Source organism: Bacillus sp. 05T22 (assembly GCF_056396765.1).
The window spans coordinates 31,084-54,982 of sequence record NZ_JBFTMC010000018.1 but is presented as its reverse complement, the minus strand read 5'-3'; the positions used below and the strand labels follow the sequence as shown (position 1 = coordinate 54,982).

Annotated in this window: 22 protein-coding genes; 6 read left to right on the top strand and 16 right to left on the bottom strand. The window is 37.3% G+C overall.

What is annotated here, in order from left to right:
- From AC1DIT_RS08880 to AC1DIT_RS08870, 3 genes are all read right to left on the bottom strand, one after another.
- Nucleotides 1–2,312: Cna B-type domain-containing protein (locus AC1DIT_RS08880; protein WP_476998146.1), on the bottom strand; the 2,312-nt coding region annotated here is incomplete at its 3' end.
- A 1,642-nt stretch (nucleotides 2,313–3,954) separates the two neighbouring features.
- Entirely contained in the window at nucleotides 3,955–5,625 is a 1,671-nt protein-coding gene (gene argS / locus AC1DIT_RS08875) for an arginine--tRNA ligase (protein WP_016132465.1), read from the bottom strand.
- The gene (locus tag AC1DIT_RS08870; RefSeq protein WP_476998145.1) at nucleotides 5,625–6,062 is read right to left on the bottom strand and encodes a YwiB family protein; all 438 of its coding nucleotides are present in this window, start codon (nucleotides 6,060–6,062) and stop codon (nucleotides 5,625–5,627) included. The genes argS and AC1DIT_RS08870 overlap by 1 nt, the downstream gene beginning before the upstream one ends.
- Before the next feature lie 203 nt (nucleotides 6,063–6,265).
- Here AC1DIT_RS08870 and AC1DIT_RS08865 point away from each other — a divergent pair, with 203 nt between their 5' ends.
- Nucleotides 6,266–7,252, top strand: a complete 987-nt coding sequence (locus AC1DIT_RS08865; protein ID WP_016112724.1) for a S66 family peptidase — start codon at nucleotides 6,266–6,268, stop codon at nucleotides 7,250–7,252.
- A gap of 26 nt (nucleotides 7,253–7,278) precedes the next feature.
- On the opposite strand, the gene AC1DIT_RS08860 is transcribed toward AC1DIT_RS08865, so the two are convergent.
- Entirely contained in the window at nucleotides 7,279–7,641 is a 363-nt protein-coding gene (locus tag AC1DIT_RS08860; RefSeq protein WP_016132466.1) for a YxeA family protein, read from the bottom strand.
- A 225-nt stretch (nucleotides 7,642–7,866) separates the two neighbouring features.
- On the opposite strand from AC1DIT_RS08860, the gene AC1DIT_RS08855 reads away from it, so the two are divergent.
- Both AC1DIT_RS08855 and AC1DIT_RS08850 read left to right on the top strand, forming a co-directional pair.
- A complete protein-coding gene (locus AC1DIT_RS08855) occupies nucleotides 7,867–8,904 on the top strand; it encodes a PTS sugar transporter subunit IIC (protein WP_016132467.1) in 1,038 nt (345 codons plus the stop codon).
- 75 nt (nucleotides 8,905–8,979) lie between these two features.
- Nucleotides 8,980–9,102: a hypothetical protein gene (locus AC1DIT_RS08850; RefSeq protein WP_255254987.1), complete on the top strand. Its 123-nt coding sequence runs from the start codon at nucleotides 8,980–8,982 to the stop codon at nucleotides 9,100–9,102.
- 95 nt (nucleotides 9,103–9,197) lie between these two features.
- On the opposite strand, the gene speB is transcribed toward AC1DIT_RS08850, so the two are convergent.
- The 4 genes from speB to AC1DIT_RS08830 all read right to left on the bottom strand — a co-directional run bounded on the left by speB (nucleotide 9,198) and on the right by AC1DIT_RS08830 (nucleotide 12,979).
- Nucleotides 9,198–10,070, bottom strand: a complete 873-nt coding sequence (gene speB, locus AC1DIT_RS08845; RefSeq protein ID WP_003209245.1) for an agmatinase — start codon at nucleotides 10,068–10,070, stop codon at nucleotides 9,198–9,200.
- 318 nt (nucleotides 10,071–10,388) lie between these two features.
- On the bottom strand, nucleotides 10,389–11,216 hold the full coding sequence (speE, locus tag AC1DIT_RS08840; protein ID WP_016112727.1) for a polyamine aminopropyltransferase: 828 nt from the start codon (nucleotides 11,214–11,216) through the stop codon (nucleotides 10,389–10,391).
- A 186-nt stretch (nucleotides 11,217–11,402) separates the two neighbouring features.
- Nucleotides 11,403–12,566: an MFS transporter gene (locus tag AC1DIT_RS08835; RefSeq protein ID WP_016112728.1), complete on the bottom strand. Its 1,164-nt coding sequence runs from the start codon at nucleotides 12,564–12,566 to the stop codon at nucleotides 11,403–11,405.
- 5 nt (nucleotides 12,567–12,571) lie between these two features.
- Nucleotides 12,572–12,979: a MerR family transcriptional regulator gene (locus tag AC1DIT_RS08830; protein WP_016132468.1), complete on the bottom strand. Its 408-nt coding sequence runs from the start codon at nucleotides 12,977–12,979 to the stop codon at nucleotides 12,572–12,574.
- Nucleotides 12,980–13,130: 151 nt separating this feature from the next.
- On the opposite strand from AC1DIT_RS08830, the gene AC1DIT_RS08825 reads away from it, so the two are divergent.
- Nucleotides 13,131–13,856, top strand: a complete 726-nt coding sequence (locus AC1DIT_RS08825; RefSeq protein ID WP_016132469.1) for a glycerophosphodiester phosphodiesterase — start codon at nucleotides 13,131–13,133, stop codon at nucleotides 13,854–13,856.
- Nucleotides 13,857–13,941: 85 nt separating this feature from the next.
- On the top strand, nucleotides 13,942–15,993 hold the full coding sequence (locus AC1DIT_RS08820; RefSeq protein WP_016132470.1) for a transglycosylase domain-containing protein: 2,052 nt from the start codon (nucleotides 13,942–13,944) through the stop codon (nucleotides 15,991–15,993).
- A gap of 142 nt (nucleotides 15,994–16,135) precedes the next feature.
- On the opposite strand, the gene AC1DIT_RS08815 is transcribed toward AC1DIT_RS08820, so the two are convergent.
- On the bottom strand, nucleotides 16,136–16,645 hold the full coding sequence (locus AC1DIT_RS08815; protein WP_016112732.1) for a YwhD family protein: 510 nt from the start codon (nucleotides 16,643–16,645) through the stop codon (nucleotides 16,136–16,138).
- A gap of 25 nt (nucleotides 16,646–16,670) precedes the next feature.
- Complete coding sequence (locus AC1DIT_RS08810) at nucleotides 16,671–17,345, bottom strand: site-2 protease family protein (RefSeq protein ID WP_016112733.1); 675 nt, start codon at nucleotides 17,343–17,345, stop codon at nucleotides 16,671–16,673.
- 112 nt (nucleotides 17,346–17,457) lie between these two features.
- On the opposite strand from AC1DIT_RS08810, the gene AC1DIT_RS08805 reads away from it, so the two are divergent.
- Nucleotides 17,458–17,643: a 2-hydroxymuconate tautomerase gene (locus tag AC1DIT_RS08805; protein WP_001147172.1), complete on the top strand. Its 186-nt coding sequence runs from the start codon at nucleotides 17,458–17,460 to the stop codon at nucleotides 17,641–17,643.
- 41 nt (nucleotides 17,644–17,684) lie between these two features.
- Here the strand turns inward: AC1DIT_RS08805 and AC1DIT_RS08800 are convergent, their stop codons facing one another.
- The 6 genes from AC1DIT_RS08800 to AC1DIT_RS08775 form a co-directional block, all read right to left on the bottom strand.
- On the bottom strand, nucleotides 17,685–18,989 hold the full coding sequence (locus tag AC1DIT_RS08800) for an HD domain-containing protein (RefSeq protein ID WP_016132471.1): 1,305 nt from the start codon (nucleotides 18,987–18,989) through the stop codon (nucleotides 17,685–17,687).
- Nucleotides 18,990–19,116: 127 nt separating this feature from the next.
- Complete coding sequence (locus AC1DIT_RS08795) at nucleotides 19,117–20,058, bottom strand: ABC transporter substrate-binding protein (RefSeq protein WP_476998144.1); 942 nt, start codon at nucleotides 20,056–20,058, stop codon at nucleotides 19,117–19,119.
- A gap of 202 nt (nucleotides 20,059–20,260) precedes the next feature.
- Nucleotides 20,261–21,073: an ABC transporter ATP-binding protein gene (locus AC1DIT_RS08790; protein ID WP_016112736.1), complete on the bottom strand. Its 813-nt coding sequence runs from the start codon at nucleotides 21,071–21,073 to the stop codon at nucleotides 20,261–20,263.
- Nucleotides 21,074–21,088: 15 nt separating this feature from the next.
- Nucleotides 21,089–22,105, bottom strand: coding sequence for a FecCD family ABC transporter permease (locus AC1DIT_RS08785; RefSeq protein WP_016112737.1), 1,017 nt, complete (start codon nucleotides 22,103–22,105; stop codon nucleotides 21,089–21,091).
- A complete protein-coding gene (locus AC1DIT_RS08780) occupies nucleotides 22,102–23,157 on the bottom strand; it encodes a FecCD family ABC transporter permease (RefSeq protein WP_016112738.1) in 1,056 nt (351 codons plus the stop codon). The genes AC1DIT_RS08785 and AC1DIT_RS08780 overlap by 4 nt, the downstream gene beginning before the upstream one ends.
- 324 nt (nucleotides 23,158–23,481) lie before the next feature.
- Nucleotides 23,482–23,706: a YuzB family protein gene (locus AC1DIT_RS08775; RefSeq protein WP_003202417.1), complete on the bottom strand. Its 225-nt coding sequence runs from the start codon at nucleotides 23,704–23,706 to the stop codon at nucleotides 23,482–23,484.
- Nucleotides 23,707–23,899 lie beyond the last annotated feature (193 nt).

Below are 23,899 nucleotides of genomic sequence, written 5' to 3'. Positions count from 1 at the left end.
GTATTCGTGATGTCATAACCTTTTACTTCTGTTTGATATCCGTCTACTGCTTGTTCTTTTACTTCATACTTGTATGCCTTTCCTTCGGCATCGTATGCTGCTAAATCTTCAAATTCATATTTCCAGTCTGTTGCTTTGCTTACTTCTTGTGTCGCAACCACTTGATCATTTTGTAGTAAGTCTACTTTAATCATCTTCGGACGATCTTTCGCATTATCGTCTTTCCATGTTTTCGTTCCTTCTACTTTTGTTTGGCCTACTTTTGTATTCGTGATGTCATAACCTTTTACTTTTGATTCGTATCCGTCTACTGGTTGTTCTTTCACTTCATACTTGTAAGCTACTCCATTTTCATCATATGCCACTAAATCTTTAAACTCATACTTCCACTCTGTTGCTTTGCTTACTTCTTTCGTGTCAATCTCTTTGCCATTTTGTAGTAATTTTACTTTGATTGACTCTGGGCGATCTGATGCATTGTTATCGTTCCAAGTCTTCGTTCCTGAAACTGATGTCTTGCCTACTTTTGTATTCGTGATGTCGTAACCTTTTACTTCTGTTTGATATCCATCTACCGGTTGTTCTTTYACTTCATAYTTATATSCTTTKCCRTCTGCATYGTWTRCCACTAAATCTTTGAATTCATACTTCCAGCCTGTTGCTTCWSTTACTTCTTGTGTTGCGATCACTTGGCCATTTTGTAGTAAGTCTACTTTGATCATTACCGGACGATTTGTTGCGTTTCCGTCCTTCCACGTCTTCGTTCCTTCTACTTTTGTTGTTTGTACCACTTTTGTATTTGTAATGTCATAACCTTTTACTTCTGTTTGATATCCATCTACCGGTTGTTCTTTTACTTCATACTTATATGCATTTCCGTCTGTATCATATGCCGCTAAGTCTTTGAATTCATATTTCCAGCCTGTTGCTTCTGCTACTTCTTGTGTTGCGATCACTTTACCATTTTGTAGTAAGTCTACCTTAATCATCGTCGGGCGATCTTTCGCATTATCGCCTTTCCACGTCTTCGTTCCCAAAACAGATGTAGTTTTCACTTTATTCGGAATCGGCAACTCCACTCCATTTACATCACCTGATTTAACCTCGAAACTTACTTTTGCTTGAGGATCGAAATCAACATAGTCTGGAGCTGAAACCTCTTGCATATAATATTTACCCGGTTGTAAGTTAGGAATTTCAATTATCCCTTCGTTATTTGTTTTATATTCGCCCCCAACTTGTTCACCCGACTCTTTATACAACTTAAACGAAACATTCGGGATTACTTTTTCTTTATTTCCTTCAATATGTTTAACAATTTTTAGCGTTCCTTTTGGAACCTCATTACCTTCAGCACCACCACCAGCTGTCATATTTTCGACTGGGTAACTACCCGAGTCAGAAATTGGGTCTTTGTGCAGAACTTGGTAATCAATCGTATAATCATTCTTAAAAAACTCTTGCTTCTTTCCGGCTTCCGTTATAGTAGATGTATAACCAATCGAAAAGGAGGCAAGACGTGCTTTATCCTTATAAAGCACAACTTTAAATGATCTGTCACCAGTAAAGGTAATCGTTCCGTAACGTTGCTTTTCAAACTCTTGTAGCGTTAAAGATCGACGACCTATATCATCATCAATAATTATATAGAAACTATCCTTATTAAGTGTTTGACCTTCCTGTAAATTATCAGTCACAACAATATCGCGACTTAACTCTTCTTTATTTAAGTTTATATTCAAGAACCAACGTACTTCATTGTCCTTACCTGAGTTCATATCACCAGTTTTATAAAAAAACGGTCCCTTTCCAGGATCTGTACCACCACCACCGCTTGGACCGGTAATTGTTACAGATTGCTTATCTACATTTGTACCGAAATTGGTTTCAATCTCTTTCTTTTGATCCGTCCCTACATTAGCAGCTTCCACGTAAAAGTTTAAATACCCTTTAATATTTTGATGTGTACTCACTCTATCATTAAATGTACATACCACAGTACCTGCTGTGACTTTACAAGTACCATAGTCATCTAATGGAAACTCTCTATCTAATCCTTTTAATTCTGGAGGCAGCGTTAATGTTAGTTTGTCTCCGGGCTTCAGCCTAAGTCCATTTTTTTCACTGAAGTTTACAGTTACTTTAGTCCGTTCTGTGGTCTGTAGATTTGTTTTACCAATCTGAAAACTATCCACAAGTCCTGCTGTATTTAACTCTTGTGCATTTGCTATTATAGGCAGCAAACTCTGACCTATAGTAAACATAAAAATCATTATAATCGAAAAAATCGAAGTAACTCTTTTTAAATACATATTTTATACTATCCTCCCTATAAAATTAAATGTTGCTAGATTTTGGTACAAACATACTATGACAAAGATTCTATTATTCAATGTCATTAAGCTATTTTACTTAAATATGTTTGATAGCTATTATCATCCTTTTCTCTTTTTTCAACTCTTCTATTGTTTAGAAACTTGAAATTTGCTTTTTATATAGATTCATCTAATTTCTCCAACATATCTAAACCGTGTTATTTCTGGTCTATATTGTTTAACAAAAACAAATAAGGGAACGAACAAATTTTGATAAAGGAATTCAAAAAGCATTCACGACAAAACTCATGACAGTCATTCACTTTATTATGCCGGAGAGGTTACAAAGCTTCTTCATGCCTATCGCAAACGATTGCACAATACACAAAAACTTTCAGTGCGGACAAGTATGGACGAACTACTTCACAGCAAATATGTATTTGGCCAACTTACATACTTACCCTCCTGAAGAATAACAAGAAGTACAGCGTATAATCGAATTTAGCACACCAGCCAAAGAAGGTTACAGCTGTGACACATGCTAGGATACTCGTATTCTAAAGGATGTCATTGAAGATACGTTTTCTGTCATCATGAGTTGAGATGAAATCGGCCATATGTTAAAACGTTTTGTATTTAGGTACACAACCGACCTACACATCGAAACAAGTAGACAAGAAAAATAAGAAGCGTTCCAACGTCAGCGCTATATAATTAAAAACGCTCCGGATGAAGTATTGTTTGCCTATGAAGATGAAAGCCATATTCTCCAAATCTAAATACAGTGGAACAAATTTGGGGGTAAATAAAAAAGAGTGTGATTGGCAACTAATTTCATATGAATCGTGCAGAAATATGAAATTCAGCCTTTTCATTTTTGGAGTCTATAAATGAGTGTTGAGAAAAAGTAATTTGCCTAATGGATCTATGGCTATGTCGAAGAATTAAAATGAACTTATATATACATTTCACTTACTCGCTAAGAAGCGTTAGCTCTTCTAGGGCGACATTACATTTTAATGTTGAGAGATTTATATATAAGTGATGATAATAGCAAAACCGAGAAATTTATCTTCTTTCATCATTTTTATCAAATCATGAAAACTTTAGTTGGACTATATTATTTTAGACATAAAATCCCTAGTTTCTTGACTAGGTTGGAAGTTTTCAAGATTACTTACTAATTGTGTAGATACTTGGTTAGATAAAGTGTTAGTTTAGTATTTGACATATTTGTAACAATGTTGTTCACAACGATTACACCATTTCTTGATAACATTCCACCAACTAATACTACATGTACAGCTTTTTGATAATTTTACCCCCAACAACCTATTATTCTAGAATCATTCCCAAAAATCAATAGTTAATTGTTGGTTTTCTATTTTCACTTCATCACCATAACATATATTTGCCACATATATTTAGAATAGAAAACTGAAACAGAAAAAGAGATAGCTTTGCCATCTCTTTTTCTGCCCAGCTTCCCCTCATCAAGCCATACGTGAGGTTCTCCCCCATACGGCTTTTCAGTGGTCCGCTTTCTTTACCATCTCATCAGTCTATAGGCTGATGAGATGTTTTTATATCAACTTGTATATCACTTTTAAACAAAAATAAGCATCTTTTCTTTTGTCTATTACATTTTCTCAGGTGCAGATACACCAACTAATGCTAATGCATTTTGAAGTGTAATGCGTACTGCACGCATTAAGTCGTAACGAGCTTTACTTAATTCTAAGTTATCTTGGTTTAATACTTTTTCTGCATTGTAGAAGCTATGAAGCGCTGCTGCTAATTCAAACGCATAGTTTGTAATGCGGTGTGGCAGACGCTTTTGCGCTGCTTCTGCAACTGCTACTGGGAATTCACCCAGTTTTTTCAGTAAGTCTACTTCTTTTTCAGAAGCAACAAGTTTGTAATTGACATCTCCACCTGCAGTTAATCCAAGCTCTTCACCTTGACGAAGGATACTGCATACACGTGCATGAGCATATTGTGCATAGTATACAGGGTTTTCGTTAGATTTTGATACCGCTAAGTCCATATCAAAGTCTAAGTGAGAGTCACCGCTGCGCATTGCAAAGAAGTAACGCATTGCATCCACGCCCACTTCTTCCATAAGCTCACGAAGTGTAACAGCTTTACCTGTACGCTTACTCATTTTCATTTTTTCACCGTTTTGGTATAGTTGTACCATTTGGATAATTTCTACTTCTAATGTATCTTTATCATAACCAAGCGCTTGAATCGCTGCTTTCATACGCGGAATGTAACCGTGGTGGTCAGCACCCCAAATGTTGATTAATTTATCAAATCCGCGCTCCAATTTATCACGGTGATATGCGATATCTGGCGTTAAGTATGTGTAAGAACCATCATTTTTAATTAACACACGGTTTTTATCATCACCGTAAGTCATTGAGCGGAACCAAGTTGCGCCTTCTTCTTCAAAGATTTCATCGCGCTCTTTTAATACTGCAAGAGCTGCGTCAATTTTTCCGTTTTTGTATAATGATGTTTCAGAGAACCATACATCAAATTTCACACGGAAGCTTTCTAAGTCTTTTTGAAGTTTTGCTAATTCGTATTTTAAACCGTACTCACGGTAGAATTCATAGCTTTCTTTCTCATCAGCTTTTGCATAACGATCGCCAAACTCTTCAGCTAAACGTTGTCCGATTCCGATGATGTCTGCACCATGGTAACCGTCTTCTGGCATTTCTTTTTCTAACCCTAATGCTTGCATGTAACGAGCTTCGACAGAAAGCGCTAAATTATGAATTTGGTTACCAGCGTCATTAATGTAGTATTCACGAGATACATCGTATCCCGCTTTTGCTAATACGTTACATAATGTGTCACCTACTGCCGCACCACGTGCATGTCCTAAGTGAAGGTCACCTGTTGGGTTTGCAGATACGAACTCAACTTGTACTTTTTCACCTTTACCAGTGTTTGTTTCACCATAATTCGTTCCAGCTGTAACAATTGCCGGAATTAAGTCTGTTAAATACCTATTATCCATATAGAAGTTAATAAAACCAGGACCAGCAATTTCAATCTTTTCAATAGAAGCTTTTGCTTTATCGAAGTTCGCAATTAATTCCTCTGCAATCATACGAGGAGCTTTTTTTGCTACGCGCGCAAGCTGCATCGCCATGTTTGTAGAGAAATCACCATGCGTTTTATCTTTTGGAGATTCTAATACAACGTTTGGAATTTGTTCTTCTGTTGCTAATTCTGCTTTTAATACGGCAGCTTTAATTTCTTCTTTAATCAATTCTTTTACTTGTTCTAAAGAGTTCATTATTTTGCCTCCTTCAAATTAATCGTAATTGTATATCGGCCCGCTTCTTGTTCACTTAGAAGCAATGCGTACGTTAAAAAGAGTTGTCCTTTTTTCTTCTCGTCCGACCATTTAAAAAGAACGTTATCAGTTTTCGTTTGCAATGCAAACGTACCAAGTTCACTCGTATACGTACCAGTTGTCCATTCACCTTTCGCATGCGTCTGACGCATAGAAACAGCACCTGAACGCATAATGAGAACTTGTTCGCCTTGAATTTTAATGATTGTCTTTACTTCGCCTTGTTCGTTCGGCTCTTGAAATGTTACATATGTACCTTGACCTTTTACATAGTATTKACCATTTGCCTCAAAAGCAACGGTCTCCTTTCGTGCCCCTTCACGGATTTCTGTTACGAAATGAACGTGTACTGGCAAGCCTGCAAGTTGTTTCTCCACGTCTTGCACACCTTTCAATATGTTATAGATATTAAATAAACTTTATAATAAATCACTTTTCCTATCATATCAAAAAAAACCTATGTCTGTCTGCTGAAAAATCAGGAAAACCCTGTTTCGAAAAAACAATTTATAAAGATCTATCTCCTATGATAAAATATCTTTTAAATCTAAATTTTCTTTCATTAAAAGGAGTGCTCCAAATGATACCACCAAAGTTAAAACAAGGTGATGAAATTCGAGTCATTTCACCTTCTTGTAGTTTAAGTATTGTCTCAGATTATAATCGTGAGCTTGCTATGAAACGAATAACAGATATGGGATTTCGTGTTACATTTTCAAAAAATGCTGAAGAAATTGATCGTTTTGCTTCTTCTTCCGTTTCTTCTCGAGTTCAAGACCTCCATGAAGCTTTCGCAGACTCCAATGTAAAAGCAATCTTAACAACACTTGGAGGATATAATTCCAATGGGCTACTAAACCATATAAATTACGACTTAATTCGTAGCAATCCAAAAATTTTATGTGGTTATTCTGATATTACAGCTCTAGGCAATGCAATTTATGCAAAGACTGGTCTTATTACATATTCAGGTCCTCACTTTTCTTCTTTTGGAATGGAGAAAGGGCTCGATTATACGATAGATTACTTTTTAAAATGCATGACTTCTGAAGAGCCAATAGAAATACAACCTGCTGAAACGTGGAGCGATGATCCTTGGTATATTGACCAAGAAAATCGCACCTTCTTCCAAAATGAAGGGTATGTTTCTATACATGAAGGCGAAGCGGTTGGAGAAATTGTTGGTGGTAATATGAGTACCTTTAATTTACTACAAGGCACAGCATATATGCCGAGCTTACGAGATAAAATATTATTCTTAGAAGAAGATGCTCTCACAGGAAAAGCTACAGTTAAGACTTTTGATCGTTACTTACATTCTCTCATCCAACAACCAGATTTTAAACATATAAAAGGCATTGTAATTGGAAGACTACAAAAAGGATCTGAAGCTGCCATAGAAGATATCCAAGAAATGATTTATTCAAAACAGGAACTGTCCCATATCCCTATAATTGCAAATGCTAACTTTGGGCATACAACACCAATTTTTACCTTTCCAATTGGTGGGCGTGTGAAAATTGTTTCCAGTCAAAGACAAACAACTATTATACTTTTAACGCACTAAAAAAAGGAGCGGACGTTTCGCTCCTTTTACACTTTCTGTAATTGTTTTAAGGCTTTTTCTGGGATTTCCTCTTTTGAAATTTCAGCCCAGCCTTTTCCTTGCATGCCCTTAGCATAAATTTTTATAAAAGCACCTGAATGTAGCTGACGATTCACGATCTTTTTAATCGTTTGTTGCTTTCCATTCTCTGTATACCCTTTGAATGTATACAAATATTCATCGTCTATTTTCTCACCCTTATTTATAACTGCGTAATAATCTTGTATTTCTTTATTTGAAAAGAAGTTATCGACAAAAGCCTCTACACCTTCTGTTTTTGATTGTAAATAATATGCCGTACCACCTAAAAGAATGGTAAAGACGGCTAAAACTTTTATTACCAATTTCATATATGGCCTCCTGTTTATTCTTATCAGTCACATCTTTATATCTGTATTATACAGAAAAGGGCATACTATACACTATTGAAATGTATTACATTTTCCTTACACTATTGTAAGGAAAACGCTCGCAGTATTTTCGTAATAAAAAAATTTTCCGTTTAAACAACTTTTGTATTATTATTGAATAATACAAATTTTTATAAACAAAATTAAAAAGGGGACATTTTTCAAATGGCTATCTTACAAGGTTTAGCACTACTACTCGTTGTACTTTTTCTTTTTACACTGTTTAGCTTTCGTGCTCCTTACGGAATGAAAGCAATGGGGGCCCTGGCCAATGCTGCAATCGCAAGCTTTCTTATTGAAGCATTTCATCGATATATCGGTGGCGAAATGTTTCATAACAACTTTTTACAATCGGTTGGACAAGCTTCCGGTAGTATGAGCGGTGTCGCGGCTGCTATTTTAGTAGCACTCGCAATTGGTGTATCTCCTGTATATGCTGTTTTAATCGGTATCGCCACTAGTGGATTTGGTATTTTACCAGGATTTTTTGCTGGATATGTATGCGCCTTTGTCGTTAAATTTCTAGAAAAGAAATTGCCAGCTGGTGTAGAATTTCTTGCCATTTTATTCGTTGCAGCACCACTTTCTCGCGGAATGGCTATGCTTATGGACCCCATTGTAAATGCTACACTTGGAAAAATCGGCTCTATTATTTCAATCGCAACCACAGAAAGCCCAATTATTATGGGAATTATGCTTGGCGGACTCATAACAGTTATTTCTACATCTCCATTAAGCTCCATGGCGCTAACTGCTATGCTTGGATTAACAGGTTTACCAATGGCTATTGGTAGTCTTGCAGTAGCAGCCTCTGCTCCAATGAATTTTATTTTCTTTAAACGTTTAAAGATCTGTTCAAAGAAAGATACAATTGCTGTAGCAATTGAACCATTAACACAGGCCGATGTCGTAGCAGCAAATCCCATTCCAATCTATACGACAAACTTCGTTGGTGGTGCACTTGCTGGTATTATTACATCCTTATTCCAACTTGTAAACAATGCACCTGGTACAGCATCACCAATTCCTGGTCTCCTTGTCCTCTTTGGATTCAATGATGTAATGAAAGTAGCCATTGCAGCTATATTATGTGGAATCGTGACCACAATTATTGGTTATATCGGAACAATTATTTTCCGCAAGTATCCAATTCGTTCCGCTGATGAAATTCGCGGAATCGCTTCGGAAGAAAAAGTTGCATAAGAAAAAGGAGCTAGTTCCACCAGGTCGGACTAGCTCCTTTTTTCTTATACGTACTTTGTAAACGGATGTTGAATTTTGCAGAAGCGTCGATATATGGATGCTACGAGCCGGCTTCCGCTTTTATTTTATCCAGCTACAGCGGCTAGAATGCTCGGTGGCTTCGCTTCCGTTTTTACTTTATCCAGCTGCGCCAGCTAGAATCTCTGGCCATTTCACACTCTCGGTCGAAGCCAAAAGCGTTTCTCGGTCGAGTGCTCCAATGACCTGCGATTCTGAGCAAGCTGCCTCTGCTTTTACTTCACCCAACCAAGAAGCATTTCCCGCACGAATTTGCTTGCTGCGATCGGTGTTTGATCACTATGATCATAGACTGGAGCTACTTCTACTAAGTCTGCTCCAACTACTTTTATATTTGAATTTGCAATTGCTACGATGGAATCTAATAATTCTTTAGATGTGATACCACCAGCTTCTAATGTTCCTGTTCCAGGAGCATGTGCTGGATCTAACACGTCAATGTCAATTGTGACATAAACTGGGCGCCCTGCAAGCTTTGGTAATACTTCTTTCAACGGTTCTAATACGTCAAATTTGTATAGGTTCATGCCCACTTCTTTTGCCCATTCGAATTCTTCTTTCATTCCAGAACGAATTCCGAAAGAATATACGTTTTCCGGACCAATTAAATCGCACACTTTACGGATGGGCGTAGAGTGAGATAAAGGCTCCCCTTCATATGACTCACGCAAATCAGTATGAGCATCCATATGAATGATTGCTAAATCCGGATATTTTTTTGCCATTGCCTTAAAAATTGGCCAAGACACTAGGTGCTCACCGCCAAGACCTAGTGGAAACTTACCGGCATCTAATAGTTTTGTTACATATTCTTCAATCATGTCTATACTGCGTTGTGGATTTCCGAATGGTAGCGGAATATCACCAGCATCAAAATATTTTACATCTTCTAGTTCACGATCTAAATATGGACTGTACTCTTCTAGTCCAATCGATACTTCACGAATACGTGCAGGACCAAAACGAGAGCCTGGACGGTAACTTACTGTCCAATCCATTGGCATCCCATAAATTACTGCCTCTGCATCTTCAAAACTTGGATGACTTTTAATAAATACTTTACCTGAATAAGCTTCATCAAAACGCATACTCTTTTCCTCCTTATGTGGAACTTAAGGTATCCCAACCTTTCATTATTTCTCAAATTTGGAGTGCTACACTCCTCTTTCTCGATTTACCTCAATCTTCTTTTAGCGATAGAAGATTATTTTATTATAATAGCGTCAGTAGCTAGCATGTCCGTTCTATCGCACACCTTGAATGAGCCGCTTCCGCTTTTCTTTTGTCCAGCTACAGCGGCTAGAACGCTCGGTGGCTTCGCTTCTTCCTGCGAGGCAAAAGACGCCTCTACGTCTGAAGCTCCATCCCCCCTCCCATTCTGAACGAGCCGCTTCCGCTTTTAATTATTATTTAATTAAGTCCCCAACAAACTTCGGTAATACGAATGCTGCTTTATGCAGTTCTTTTGTGTAATATTTCGTTTCGATTTCGTGGAAACGATCTTCGCTTACTTCTAATGGGTCATATTCTTTAGATCCAATTGTAAATGTCCACATTCCACTTGGGTATGTTGGGATATTCGCTGTGTATAAACGTGTAATTGGGAAGATTTCTTTTACGTCTTTAAACACAGTTGAAATTAATTCTGGTGTAAACCAAGGGTTATCCGTTTGAGCAACGAAAATCCCATCTGCTTTTAACGCCTTTGAAATCCCAGCGTAGAATCCTTTTGTAAATAGGTTTACTGCTGGTCCTACTGGCTCTGTAGAGTCAACCATAATTACATCGTACTCATTTTCGCTTTCTGCGATGTGTAGGAAACCGTCTCCTACTTTCACTTCAACACGCTCGTTATCTAACGCACCTGCAATCGATGGTAAGTACTGTTTAGAGTACTCGATTACTTTACCATCGATTTCAACAAGTGTTGCTTTCTTTACGCTTGGGTGCTTTAATACTTCACGGATTACACCACCATCACCACCGCCAACAACTAATACGTTCTCAGGGTTTGGATGTGTAAATAAAGGTACGTGTGCTACCATTTCGTGATACACAAACTCGTCCTTCTCTGTTGTCATAACCATGCCATCTAAAATAAGCATGTTTCCAAACTCTTCTGTCTCAACCATATCAAGCTTTTGAAATTCTGTTTGCTCCGTATGTAATGTGCGGTTAATACGCGCCGTAATTCCAAAATGTTTTGTTTGTTTTTCAGTGAACCATAGTTCCATCGTACAATCACGCCTTTCATTGCAAATTTATAATAGGGACATCATTAATGTCCCCTAACAAAAATAAAACAAAACATACAAAATGTATAGTTAAAAGTACAAAAATACCGAAAATATATTTTGGTAAAAGTATTTTTATTCATATATTATTTAAACACTATATTTAATAACAAAGAAAACCCTTTCTTAAGAAAGGGTTTCTGATTCTAATTTAGAACCTTCTCGAACAGGAATCAAAATCATAACACAACCAACTAATACAACAATTCCCCCAACTAAAAATGGACTTTGCGGTGAAATCGCATGGCCGATAATTCCTGATAAAATTGGTGCAATTGCCCCGCCAAGCCAACGAACGAAATTGTATACACCGGACGTAATAGATCTTTCATAAGGTGAAATATCCATGACATAGCTTGTATATAAAGCGTTATTTAGTCCCGATGCTAATCCAGATAAGACGATAAGAACAATTTGTAACCACATAACTTTAACAAAAAATAATGCGATTAGCAGAATTGCAAATACAAGTAAGCTAAATCGTAACAATGCTTTCGGTTCATATTTCCCTTCTAATTTATGCGCTAATATTGCAGATCCATATGCTAAAGCAAGTCCCCAGCCGCAAAATACGAAACCTAACTGAATTGCCGATAAATGCATAATAAGTGGTGAATATGCTAATACAACGAAAAATCCGTAATAATATAACATACCTGAAATTGCACCTTGCATAAACGGTTTATACTTAATAAGGTTAAGTAATTCCCCCACTCCAGCTGCTTTTCGCTGTACTTTTCGCTCCGGCTCTTTTACAAAAAAGAAAACAAGAATAAATGCTAATAAAATTAAAAAACTTGTCGCAAAAAATGGGTAACGCCAAGAATGTCCTCCTAATAGTCCTCCTAATAATGGTCCACCGGCCATCCCTAAACCAATCGCAGCTTCATATAAACCAACCGCTTCATGTACTTCTTTACTAAGAGCAATTAATAATGTCATCGCTGTTGCGAAAAACATCGCATTACCTAGCCCCCAGCCAGCGCGGAAAATAGATAACTGGGCAATCGTTTGTGATATACCACATATAAAAGCAAATACAGTTACAATTGATAAACCAATTGTCATCATTCTCTTATCACCAAACCGTGCTGCGAATAAACCAGCTGGTAGCATCATAATTGCCATCGTTAAAATATAGGCTGTAAATAACATCTCCACTTGCCAATGCGTTGCCCCTATCTTCTCAGCGATAATCGGCAAAATAGGATCGACTACTCCGATGCCTGAAAAGGCAAGAAACGTAGCCAGTACTGTAATCAATCTCCCCAACTTTTGTTTGCTCTCCATATTCATTACTCTCCTTTTGTGTCCTCCAAGAATTTACGTGCACGCCCTAAACTATTCTCTAATTCTGCTTTCACGCGCTCCATTTGTTTCATTTTTGTATCTAGCGTTTGCACTTGGTTCTCAAGCATATCCTTAATTTCTTGAATCACTTCACGGTCACGTGGATTGTCACTATTTCGTCTTTGTTCCATGCGTTCTTTTAATGATAAGAAATGCTGCATTTCTTGAAGTGTGATTCCTAATACTTCTTTCGCTTCTACAATCTTTTTAATACGTACAATATCCTCATCTGTATAAAGACGAATATTCCCTTCGCTACGCTCCGGCGGATGAATTAAACCAATTTCCTCATAATAACGAAGTGTACGTTTTGTTAATCCAACTAGCTTCGTTACCTCATCAATCTTRTACATGTTTATTCCTCCCCTCATCACATTATTACATTTTACGTTAACGTTAACTTTTATGCAAGTGTTATACTTTTGTAAATATTTGGCATATGGATTGTATTTTTCTCGCCGCAGTTTCATAATGGAAGAAATGAACTCATAAGGAGATTTTCAGATGAAAAAACCACTTATTTTTGCCCATCGCGGAGTTAAAGGAACACATCCGGAGAATACAATGATTGCTTTCCAAGAAGCAGAGCGTGTTGGTGCCCACGGCATTGAACTTGATGTTCACCTTTCGAAAGATGGTGAGATTGTTGTGATTCACGATGAAACTGTTGATCGCACAACAAGTGGAATTGGACTTGTTTCTGAAAAAACAGTAGCGGAATTACAAGCGCTTGATGCTGGTAGCCATAAAAGCCCTACTTTTAACGAAGCAAAGATTCCAACTTTACGTGAAGTATTCATTTGGCTCTCTACAACAAATTTACAACTTAATATTGAATTAAAAACAGACGTAATCCACTATCCAGGTATCGAAGAAAAGGTTGTCGACCTCGTTCGTGAATATCATCTTTCAAACCAAATTATATTCTCATCTTTTAACCATGATTCCGTTTCCCTACTCGCGGAAATTGCACCTGAAATTCCAAGAGCTATTTTATACGATGAACCACTCAGTGATCCAATTGCTGAAGCCAAGAAAAGGGAGGCGTCCGGATTACACCCAAATTTTCAGCTACTAACAAAAGAATTTGTCCAAACTGCACAGCAGCAAGGCTATGTTTTCCGTCCCTATACAATCAACGAAAATAAAGACTTACAAACAATGATCGATTACGGTGTAGATGTAATTATTACGGATTGGCCAATACGCGCTTTTGAGCTTCTTTCTTAATTGAAAGGGCTCTTTTTCATTTTGTGTTTAAAATACGAAAAAACCCTCAATACTAATAAAAGTATACGATGAGGGGATGAAAAAGATGGATCAAACTGTGAATCCAAAACTTGAAAAATATAAACGTCTTTTCTTCACCGCACTTTTTTCATGTGTTCTTTTTTTCGTTTTTTCGTTTTTTATCATCATCATAGTAGCAAAGATTATGGGGCCGCCTTCCATCGCTGTTCCGCAAACAAGCACCTTTTATGCCAATGATGATACTGTAATAGGTCAAAGCAATGGGATGAAAAAGCGCTATAACGTATCTCTCGACCAAATCTCTCCTTATGCGAGAGAAGCGACACTCTCTATTGAAGACCATCGATTCTATGATCACCATGGCTTCGATATAAAAAGAATTGCTGGTGCAATCATTGCAGATATAAAAGCAATGGCAAAGGTCCAAGGTGCTAGTACGATTACGCAGCAATATGCCCGCAATCTATATTTAGATCATGATAAAACTTGGAAACGAAAAGCGTTAGAAGCAATATATACCATTCGTCTTGAGGTTAATTACAGCAAGAATCATATTTTAGAAGGATATTTAAATACGATTTATTACGGACACGGCGCTTATGGTATTGAAGCCGCTTCCCGTCTTTACTTTAATAAATCTGCTAGTGACTTGACATTAGCGGAGGCAAGTATGTTAGCTGGTATCCCAAAAGGCCCTAGCGTATATTCTCCCTATTTAAAGGAGGAACGAGCAAAAACAAGACAATCAATCATTTTAGATGAAATGGTAGAACAGGGTTATATTACGAAAGGGCAATCTTCCTCTGCCAAAAAGGAAAAGCTTACATTTGCTTCATTAGAAACAAAAGAAGTCGCAGAAATAGCACCTTATTTCCAACACGCTGTACACTCCTCTCTCCTGCATGATATTGGACTCGATGAGCAAACATTACAACGCGGTGGATTCCATATTTACACAACACTAGACCCAAAACTACAAACAATAGCCGAGCAATCTGTAAAAGATACGATTCCAGAAACAACTAATATACAAACGGCTCTTGTCTCAATGAATCCGAAAACAGGAGAAGTAGCAGCTCTTGTTGGTGGAAAAGATTATAAAGAAAGTCAATTTAACCGAGCGATTCAGGCATCTCGCCAACCAGGATCCACCTTTAAACCTTTTTTATATTATGCTGCACTCGAAAAAGGATTTACACCAGCGACTCGCTTAAAAAGCGAATATACAGTATTTACATTAGGCGATGGTGTTTCTAAATATAAACCGAAAAATTATAAAGACTACTATGCCGATGATTTTGTGACGATGGCGCAAGCTCTTGCAGTATCAGATAACGTATATGCCGTGAAAACACATTTATTTTTAGGAGAGGACTCTTTAGCAAAAACCGCTAAACAATTTGGGATTACAAGTTCATTAAAAGATGTACCATCCCTTGCCCTTGGTACGTCTCCTGTAAAACCAATTGAAATGGTAGGTGCGTACAGTATGTTTGCCAATGGGGGAAAACAAGTAAAACCAACCTTTATTCGCCGCGTTGTCGATCATGAAGGGAATATTTTATATGATGCACATTTAGAAAGTAAACAAGTGCTCGATAAAAATAATACGTTTGTAATGGAAGAAATGATGACAGGAATGTTCAATAAAAAACTAAGTGGGTATGCTTCTGTTACAGGACAATCCCTGCTTCCAAAACTATCACGTACGTATGCAGGAAAATCTGGTTCCACAGAAACAGATAGCTGGATGATCGGCTTCACTCCGCAAATAGTAACAGGTGTATGGGTCGGATACGATCAGCCAAAACCCATCACAAACCCGGCAGAACAAGGCTACGCAAAAAAAATATGGGCTATTGCGATGGAAAAAGGACTAGAGGGTCAGCCTAAAAAGGAATTCAAGCAACCAAGTGATATTATTGCTGTAAATGTCAATCCTGAAAATGGAAAAATCGCAACGAAAGGATGTCCTGTTTCCGTGAAAATGTATTTTGCAAAAGGAACAGAACCGACTGAATATTGCATGGATCATATTGATGATAAAGAAGAATTCGAGAAGGCTAGCAAAGAGAAGAAAAAAGAGAGCTGGTGGAAAAAATACTTTCCATGGTAAATACTTATCGTATTTGTAGCATCAATATATCGGTGCTTCGACACAACATATCGACGTTCCGACAATATACGACATAAAGAGAAATACTACCATACCCCAAAAACACCAAAGGCTACCAGAGTTTCTCCTGGTAGCCTTAAAATTATTCTCCTAATAATGCATGACGCAATTCTTCACTAGACTCGTTCCAAATTGCTTCATTATGCTCTTTTAAGAATGTACCAAGCACCTTCTTAGATGGTTCATCCATATGGTCAACCATAATGTAACGTTTTAATGATTTATCCATCTTATTCACGTGCTCTGGAAGTGATTTATAACCACGGCGAATTTCACGATCAACTGTCATTTCACAAGCTGTTACACCTGCATAGTAAGCACCTTTTGCCGTTCTCTCAATTGTTACCCACACAAGCCAATACGGTTTTCCATTTGGAACTTCATCTTTATTTGTTAAAAACTTAATCCCTTTTTCCACAGTACTACGCGCGTGCATTGCCCCAATATCAACGAATGCATTTTGCTCAATTACATCTACAAAAACAGGTGAAATATTTTCTAAGCTCAGCGCTCCAACACCGAAACCACCATGTCCATCTGTCGAATCGTTCTTCACAATATTAAAACCGATTTTTTTCTTTTTCTCTGTCATATGTAAACTCCTCCTCACTCATGTATTACATTAGCCCAAATATAGGTGCAATAATACTTTGTAAAAATCCTAGTACGTGCGGGATTACTACACTGAAAATTGGTTGAATTGTATAACGGTCAAGCGGTGTAATAACAAGAATCAATAAAGCAATTGCTCCATATTTCTCATATTGCGTCATTTTCGCACGAACATTTGCCGGTGCTAAGTCTTCAATTACACGATATCCATCCAGCGGTGGAATCGGTAATAAGTTGAAAACAAATAAAACGATATTAAGAACAATAAAGATTTGGAAGAATTGACCTAATGTATCCGCCACTGCAAATGGGATGGCATCTAGTACTCCAAACTTTAACAAACTGTACCAAATGATTAAACCGATAGCACTTAAGATTAGGTTACTAATCGGTCCTGCAATAGAAACTAGTACACCAGCAAGACGCGGTCTTTTAAAGTTATAAGGGTTAACAGGTACCGGACGTGCCCAACCGAACCCAAGAATTAATACTGCAATCATTCCGATCGGGTCTAAATGAGACATTGGTGATAAAGTTAAACGCCCCTGCCTTTTCGCTGTATCATCACCAAACTTATATGCAACATATGCATGTGCAAATTCATGCATAGACAACGCGATAATAATAGCCATTGCTACCAGTGGAATTTGGTGCAGTGGATATCTAAATAACTGATCCATACTTCATCTCCTCTTCATTATGTCAAAAAAAGAAAATATTTGTTTTTCCGATTGTTCTTCCCTAGAATCCGTTATAATAAGATTGTAACTTACATAAAAGGAGCGATTGTACATGCCATACGTAACAGTGAAAATGCTAGAAGGACGCACAGAAGAACAAAAGAAAGCTCTTGCTGAGAAAGTAACAACAGCAGTAAGCGAAACAACTGGTGCTCCAGAAGAAAACATCGTTGTTTTCATCGAAGAAATGTCTAAAAATCATTATGCAGTTGGCGGAAAACGCTTAAGCGACAAATAATTTCAGTTTTCTTTACTAAGAAGCAGTCCTATGACTGCTTCTTATTTCTTTCCTTCTAATAACTCAATAATTTTCTCTTTATATTTTCCTTTTCTTCCATCTTCATAGATTAAATCATGTGGATAGAAAAGTTTTTGATCCCTTCTCTTCTTACCAGTAATCGCTTCTACAATATCAGATTCACGCGAAAGCTCTCTGAGATCTCCATTTGGCATAAGAAGTAAGATTGGAAGCCGCTCTTCTTCTTCTCCAGCACGGTAAAAGTCATACGGTAAGTCCGATGTTGAATCAACAACTAAATAGTACTCTGGATCGAGTCCAATCTTTTTAAATAAACTACTTAATTCCATCCAATTATCTAAACCATGATTCTCTGTAAATTCTACATATTTAAAGAGATTTCGATTCATAAAACGGCGACATAAATCACTTAGAATTTGGTCATCTTCATCTTGCCATACCTGGAAATAATAATACATTACATTCTCGTCTAGCTTTAAATAATCCTCTACTGTTACCTCTTCTTCAAATAAAGAATAGAAATGAACAGGATGATACTTAAATGTATAATACTGCTCATGCAATGTTTTCGCACGGTGTAAAATCTTTGTTAAAATAACTTCTGCACTGCGCGTTACCGGATGGAAATACACTTGCCAGTACATTTGATAGCGACTCATAATATAATGCTCAACAGCGTGCATACCGCTATTTTTAATTACTACTTGATTTCCGTATGGGCGCATGACACGCAATATACGTTCCATATCAAAATTCCCGTACTTCACACCAGTAAAATAGGCATCTCTTAATAAATAATCCATACGATCTGCATCAATTTGACTAGAGATCATACTAATTGCTAATTTATTATCAGACGTTTTCGCAATAACATCTGCTACTTTTTGTGGAAACTCTCGGTCTACGCGGCCGAGTACATCATTGATTTCCGTATCACTAACAATAATTTTTTGTGTGAACTTCTCATGATCTAATGAAAAAACTTTTTCAAAGGAGTGTGAGAACGGACCATGTCCAACATCATGCAAGAGCGCTGCACATAAACATAATAATCTATCTTCTGCATTCCAATTTGGTCTGCCATCAAACACATCATCAATCATACGACGAATAATCTCATATACACCTAATGAATGAGTAAAGCGACTATGTTCCGCACCATGAAATGTAAAAAATGTCGTTCCAAGCTGCTTAATACGGCGCAAACGTTGAAATTCCTTCGTTCCGATTAAATCCCAAATTACGCGATCACGCACGTGTACATATTTATGTACTGGGTCTTTAAACACTTTTGTTTCGCTGAGTTTGTCGTTTAAATATACCATATTGACACCCTCCTTCCTTACTACATTCTTATCTTTATTATAAACGAAAGGCTATAGAAATGCATAAAATTCCCCTATATACAGAAAAATCACCTTCGCCAAAGCGAAAGTGATTTTTCTGTATATATTATTTTCCTAAAACGAACTCAGCAATTTCGTCTAAGATCATTTCTTTACCAAGTGGGAAGTACCCTTTGTTTAGGTCTTCGTTTTTGATTGTGAATACGTGGTTGTTCTTAACAGCGTTCATGTTTTTCCAAATTGTTTCTTCTTGGAATTCTTTTAAGCGCTGAGAACCATCACCAGTTGTAAATACGAATAAGTAGTCTGGGTTGTAATCAATTAAAGCTTCTTTTTGTACTTGTACTAGCGGTTTATCAGTTGGTGTACCTTGAACAGCTGGTAATTTTAAATCTTTAAAGAGTACGCTACCGTAACCGTAGTCACCGTATACACGGAATGCATTTGGATATGYAGCCATCTTCATGAACTTCGCATCACCAGTTTTTGCAACGATTTTATCGTGTAATTTACTTGCTTTTTCATCATACTCCTTGAACCATGCAGTTGTTTCTTTTTCTTTACCGAAGATTTTACCTAGTTCTTCAAACTTTGGACGCCATTGATCTAATGGAGTTTTTAACATAACTGTTGGTGCAATTTTAGATAATTGATCATAAATTTTTTCTTGGCGGTTGTTCACAAGAATTAAATCTGGTTTTGCAGCAGCTACTGCTTCAATGTTAATTTTATCGCCCCATGCAGAGCCAACTGGCTTTACATCTTTTAATTTATCTGCAATATGTGCATCGATTTTCTCTTGAGACGTATTTGCAGTAATGATTGGTTTCATTCCAAAGATTAATAATTCTTCTGTTGAACCACTAAGGTCAGCAATTTTCTTTGGATTTGCAGGAATTTTAATTTCCCCTTTTGCATGTTGTACAGTGCGCTCTTCAACTTTCGCATCTGCTTTCTTTTCTTCTTTCTTATCAGAAGAACAAGCTGCAAATAGTACAGAAGTAACTACTAGTACCATTGCTAGTAACGTCGCTTTGAATTTCTTCATATTCCCACTCCTTCTGGATGTATTTCTCTTATAAGCTACATATCACTATAAGAAACTACAACCAACAATTTATTAATATATATTTATTAATCGTTGTATGTAACCCGTTCTAACGAGCGTTCAACTTCCCAGCTCGAATGAGAAGCTCAACGGCCATTAGAATCCCCCTCCCCTCTATCAAAGTAAGAGGGGGAGATTCCATCTATGCTTTCTTACGTAACTGATTATTAATCATCATTAAATCGTATGTTAAACAAATTGGTTTACAGTTTACAGGACATGGAACAATTTGTGCTTCTATTTCAAACACATTGCGAAGCGTTTCACTTGTCATTACTTCATCTGGTGTCCCTTGCTTCATTAACTTACCAGCTTTCAAAGCAACCATATGATCTGAAAAACGAGAAGCATGGTTTAAATCATGAATAACCATGACAATTGTGCGGCCTTCTTCTTGATTTAATTTTTTTAATAAATTTAATACTTCCAGTTGGTGAGCCATATCTAAGTATGTTGTTGGTTCGTCTAGTACGAGTAAATTCGTACCTTGCGCAAGAGCCATTGCAATCCAAACGCGTTGACGTTGACCACCCGATAAGGCTTCTGCTGGACGATTCGCAAATTCTGTCATCCCTGTTACCTCAAGTGCCCAGTGGATGTAGCGATAATCTTCTTCCTTCAACGTGCCAAACCCTTTTTGATGAGGGAAACGGCCATAAGAAACAAGTTCAAACACAGTAAGACCAGTTGGCACTTCTGCAGTTTGTGGCAAAATCGCCATTTTCTTTGCGATTTCTTTTGTTGGCTGTTTCTCAATTGCTTTTCCATCTAGGTAAACAGTACCTCGTTTTGCTTTCAAAATACGAGAAGCTGTTTTTAACAATGTGGATTTTCCGCATCCATTCGGCCCAATAATTGTTGTAATTTTCCCTTCTGGAATTTCAACTGACAATCCATCAATAATTAATCCTTCATTATAACCAACAGATACCGAATCAACCGCTAAAGTTGCCATACAAAATGCCTCCCTTTATTTTGTTCTCATAAGTAAATAAATGAAATACGGTGCACCAATTACAGAAATAACAAGACCGACCGGTATTTCTGATGTCGTTAACACACTTCGTGAAATTAAATCTGCAAATAACAGCAAGAGCGTTCCAATTAATGCCGCTGTAGGCAACATAATTTGATGCTTTCCGCCAACGAGKCGTCTYGCTAAATGCGGTGCCATTAAACCAATAAAACCAATTCCACCAGCAACCGCAACAGATGCTCCCGCTAAACAAACAGCAATGAATAATAATTTACGTCTTTCTTTCTCTACGTTTACACCAAGTCCAACTGCCGCTGCATCTCCTAAATTCATTACATTTAACACATGCGCTTTCCGAATCGCAATTGGTAAAAAGATGAGCATCCATGGAAGTACGCTTAATACGAATTTCCAATCTGTTCCCCATAAACTTCCCGCTAACCAAATCGTTGCAAAACGGAAATCATTCGATGTCATTTTCATTGAAAAAATTAAGCTAACAGCGCTAAACCCAGCTGCTACTGCAATACCGACAAGTATTAAACGAGTTGATGAAACGCCGTTCTTCCATGCCAGTGCATAAATGATAACTGCTGCTAACACTGCACCAACTAATGCAAAGAATGGAAGAATGAATACAGATAGAAGTGTACCCGTCCCGACTTTTCCAAAAAAGAAATATACGAAAACAACAACTGTCAATCCCGCCCCGGCATTAATACCAATAATTCCAGGATCAGCAAGTGGATTTCGTGATAATCCTTGCATAATGGCACCGGATACCGCTAACGCTGAACCAACTAAGATGGCAATAACCATACGTGGCATACGAAATTCGAATAAAATAACGGACTGATCTTCTGCTCCTAGCCCGACCAATGACTTTAACACATCCATTGGTGGAATTTTAAACGTTCCTGTATTTAAACTAATAAGGAATACTGAAAAGATTAATCCAGCTAAAATCGTTACAATTGAAATGTTCTTTTTTGTTAAGACGCTTGTTCTCACATTTTTCCTCTCCCTTCATTACGTGCTAAGTAGAGGAAGAATGGAACGCCAATTAGTGCTGTAATCGCACCGATTGGTGTTTCAAACGGCGGATTAATAATACGAGATAACATATCCGCACATTCAATTAACAATCCGCCTAATATAGCAGAACATGGAATAACCCATCTATAATCTGAACCGACAAGAAAACGTGTCATATGGGGGATTACAAGCCCAACAAACCCAACGGATCCTGCCATAGATACAGCTGAACCTGTTAAAACAAGAACAAGTACAGTTCCGATAAATTTAATTAATGTTGTATTTTGTCCAAGTCCAATCGCAATTTCTTCACCGAAACTTAAGATTGTAATGTACCTGGACATCATAATCGCAATAACGAGACAAATAAGTCCAATCGGCAATAGCATATCAATGCTTTGCCATTTCACACCAGCAACACCGCCTGCATTCCACATACTCACCTCTTGAGCAAGATTGAAATACAAAGCGATTCCAGATGAAATAGCCCCAAGTAAAGCACTAATTGCCGCTCCAGCTAGCGCTAACTTAACAGGTGTTAATCCTCCTGGTGAAGAAGCTCCAATGCCGTATACAATACTTGCACCAAATGCTGCTCCAACAAAAGAAGCGATAACAAACATTAAATACGGTGAATTTGGAAAAAACGCATACATAATTGCAATTCCAAACACAGCCCCATCAGTAATCCCCATTAATGATGGAGATGCGAGCGGGTTTCGCGTCATTCCTTGCATAATGGCACCGGATACCGCTAAAAACGCACCAGCAACAACACCGCCAATTGCTCTAGGCATGCGCAGCTCCCAAATCACATTATGATGTGTCAAAGAATCATCAAACTGAAAGACAGCTTGCCATACAGTCTTTAAACTAATATCCGCTGCACCAAATGAAATTGAAGTTGCCATACTTAAAGCTAATAAAATTGTTCCCGCTATTAAAATAATAGAAGCAATAAGCGGTCTGCTCCTAATCTCTTTCACATTTACTTCTTGTTGTTCTATACTCCTCGCACTAGCTTCCATCCCTCAACCATCCTAACCAACAACATATATTTAACAAAATGAGATTTATTCTCAAGAAACAGCAAAAAGAAAATTGGGTGTATCCACCCTTGTGATAATGATTATCAGAATCACACTTTCTATTCTACCTACCGTTACAAAAGACTGTCAACCATTATTTTGTAATATAAAACTAATGTAGTTCATACGAAACCGATATCATAATATGAAGTTTATCCACTAGTAAATGACCCAGTAACAGTCCTCTACCTTTCCTTATTTAAAAATAATTTTTCTTTTTTAGAACATAAAAAAAGAAGAGTAAATTGTTCACTCTTCTTTTTCTTATTTATTTAGTTTTGCTTCAATTTTTTTAATCAGTTCATCTTCATTTGGTGCTGCAACTGGACGATTATTAACAAAAGCGAACGACTTTTTACGTCCCGGTCCACAATATGATTGACATCCAACTTCGATATTTGCACATGAATCTACCTTTTTGAGTCGTGGTATCAGCGTCTTAATATTCGTTGCCTGACAATCATCACACACACGAAATTCATTTCCCATTCTATATAACACTTCCTCTATTTTCAACTTTTCACAAGTACATTTAAAAATAAACACTAAATGGTATTTTACCGCTCTTTGAAGGTTGATGCAAGTTTTCCTCTGTACGATTCATTGCTAATATTTTCTCGTTATCCCTCTCTTTATAAGCACAATTCATCCACATATATAAGTACAAATTAAAAAAACGATA

Bases quoted from the DNA above. Each gene is read 5' to 3' on its own strand.
- argS (WP_016132465.1), bottom strand. From the start codon at position 5,625: ATGAACTCTTTAGAACAAGTAAAAGAATTGATTAAAGAAGAAATTAAA.
- AC1DIT_RS08865 (WP_016112724.1), top strand. From the start codon at position 6,266: ATGATACCACCAAAGTTAAAACAAGGTGATGAAATTCGAGTCATTTCA.
- AC1DIT_RS08860 (WP_016132466.1), bottom strand. From the start codon at position 7,641: ATGAAATTGGTAATAAAAGTTTTAGCCGTCTTTACCATTCTTTTAGGT.
- AC1DIT_RS08855 (WP_016132467.1), top strand. From the start codon at position 7,867: ATGGCTATCTTACAAGGTTTAGCACTACTACTCGTTGTACTTTTTCTT.
- speB (WP_003209245.1), bottom strand. From the start codon at position 10,070: ATGCGTTTTGATGAAGCTTATTCAGGTAAAGTATTTATTAAAAGTCAT.
- speE (WP_016112727.1), bottom strand. From the start codon at position 11,216: ATGGAACTATGGTTCACTGAAAAACAAACAAAACATTTTGGAATTACG.
- AC1DIT_RS08835 (WP_016112728.1), bottom strand. From the start codon at position 12,566: ATGGAGAGCAAACAAAAGTTGGGGAGATTGATTACAGTACTGGCTACG.
- AC1DIT_RS08825 (WP_016132469.1), top strand. From the start codon at position 13,131: ATGAAAAAACCACTTATTTTTGCCCATCGCGGAGTTAAAGGAACACAT.
- AC1DIT_RS08820 (WP_016132470.1), top strand. From the start codon at position 13,942: ATGGATCAAACTGTGAATCCAAAACTTGAAAAATATAAACGTCTTTTC.
- AC1DIT_RS08815 (WP_016112732.1), bottom strand. From the start codon at position 16,645: ATGACAGAGAAAAAGAAAAAAATCGGTTTTAATATTGTGAAGAACGAT.
- AC1DIT_RS08810 (WP_016112733.1), bottom strand. From the start codon at position 17,345: ATGGATCAGTTATTTAGATATCCACTGCACCAAATTCCACTGGTAGCA.
- AC1DIT_RS08805 (WP_001147172.1), top strand. From the start codon at position 17,458: ATGCCATACGTAACAGTGAAAATGCTAGAAGGACGCACAGAAGAACAA.
- AC1DIT_RS08800 (WP_016132471.1), bottom strand. From the start codon at position 18,989: ATGGTATATTTAAACGACAAACTCAGCGAAACAAAAGTGTTTAAAGAC.
- AC1DIT_RS08790 (WP_016112736.1), bottom strand. From the start codon at position 21,073: ATGGCAACTTTAGCGGTTGATTCGGTATCTGTTGGTTATAATGAAGGA.
- AC1DIT_RS08780 (WP_016112738.1), bottom strand. From the start codon at position 23,157: ATGGAAGCTAGTGCGAGGAGTATAGAACAACAAGAAGTAAATGTGAAA.
- AC1DIT_RS08775 (WP_003202417.1), bottom strand. From the start codon at position 23,706: ATGGGAAATGAATTTCGTGTGTGTGATGATTGTCAGGCAACGAATATT.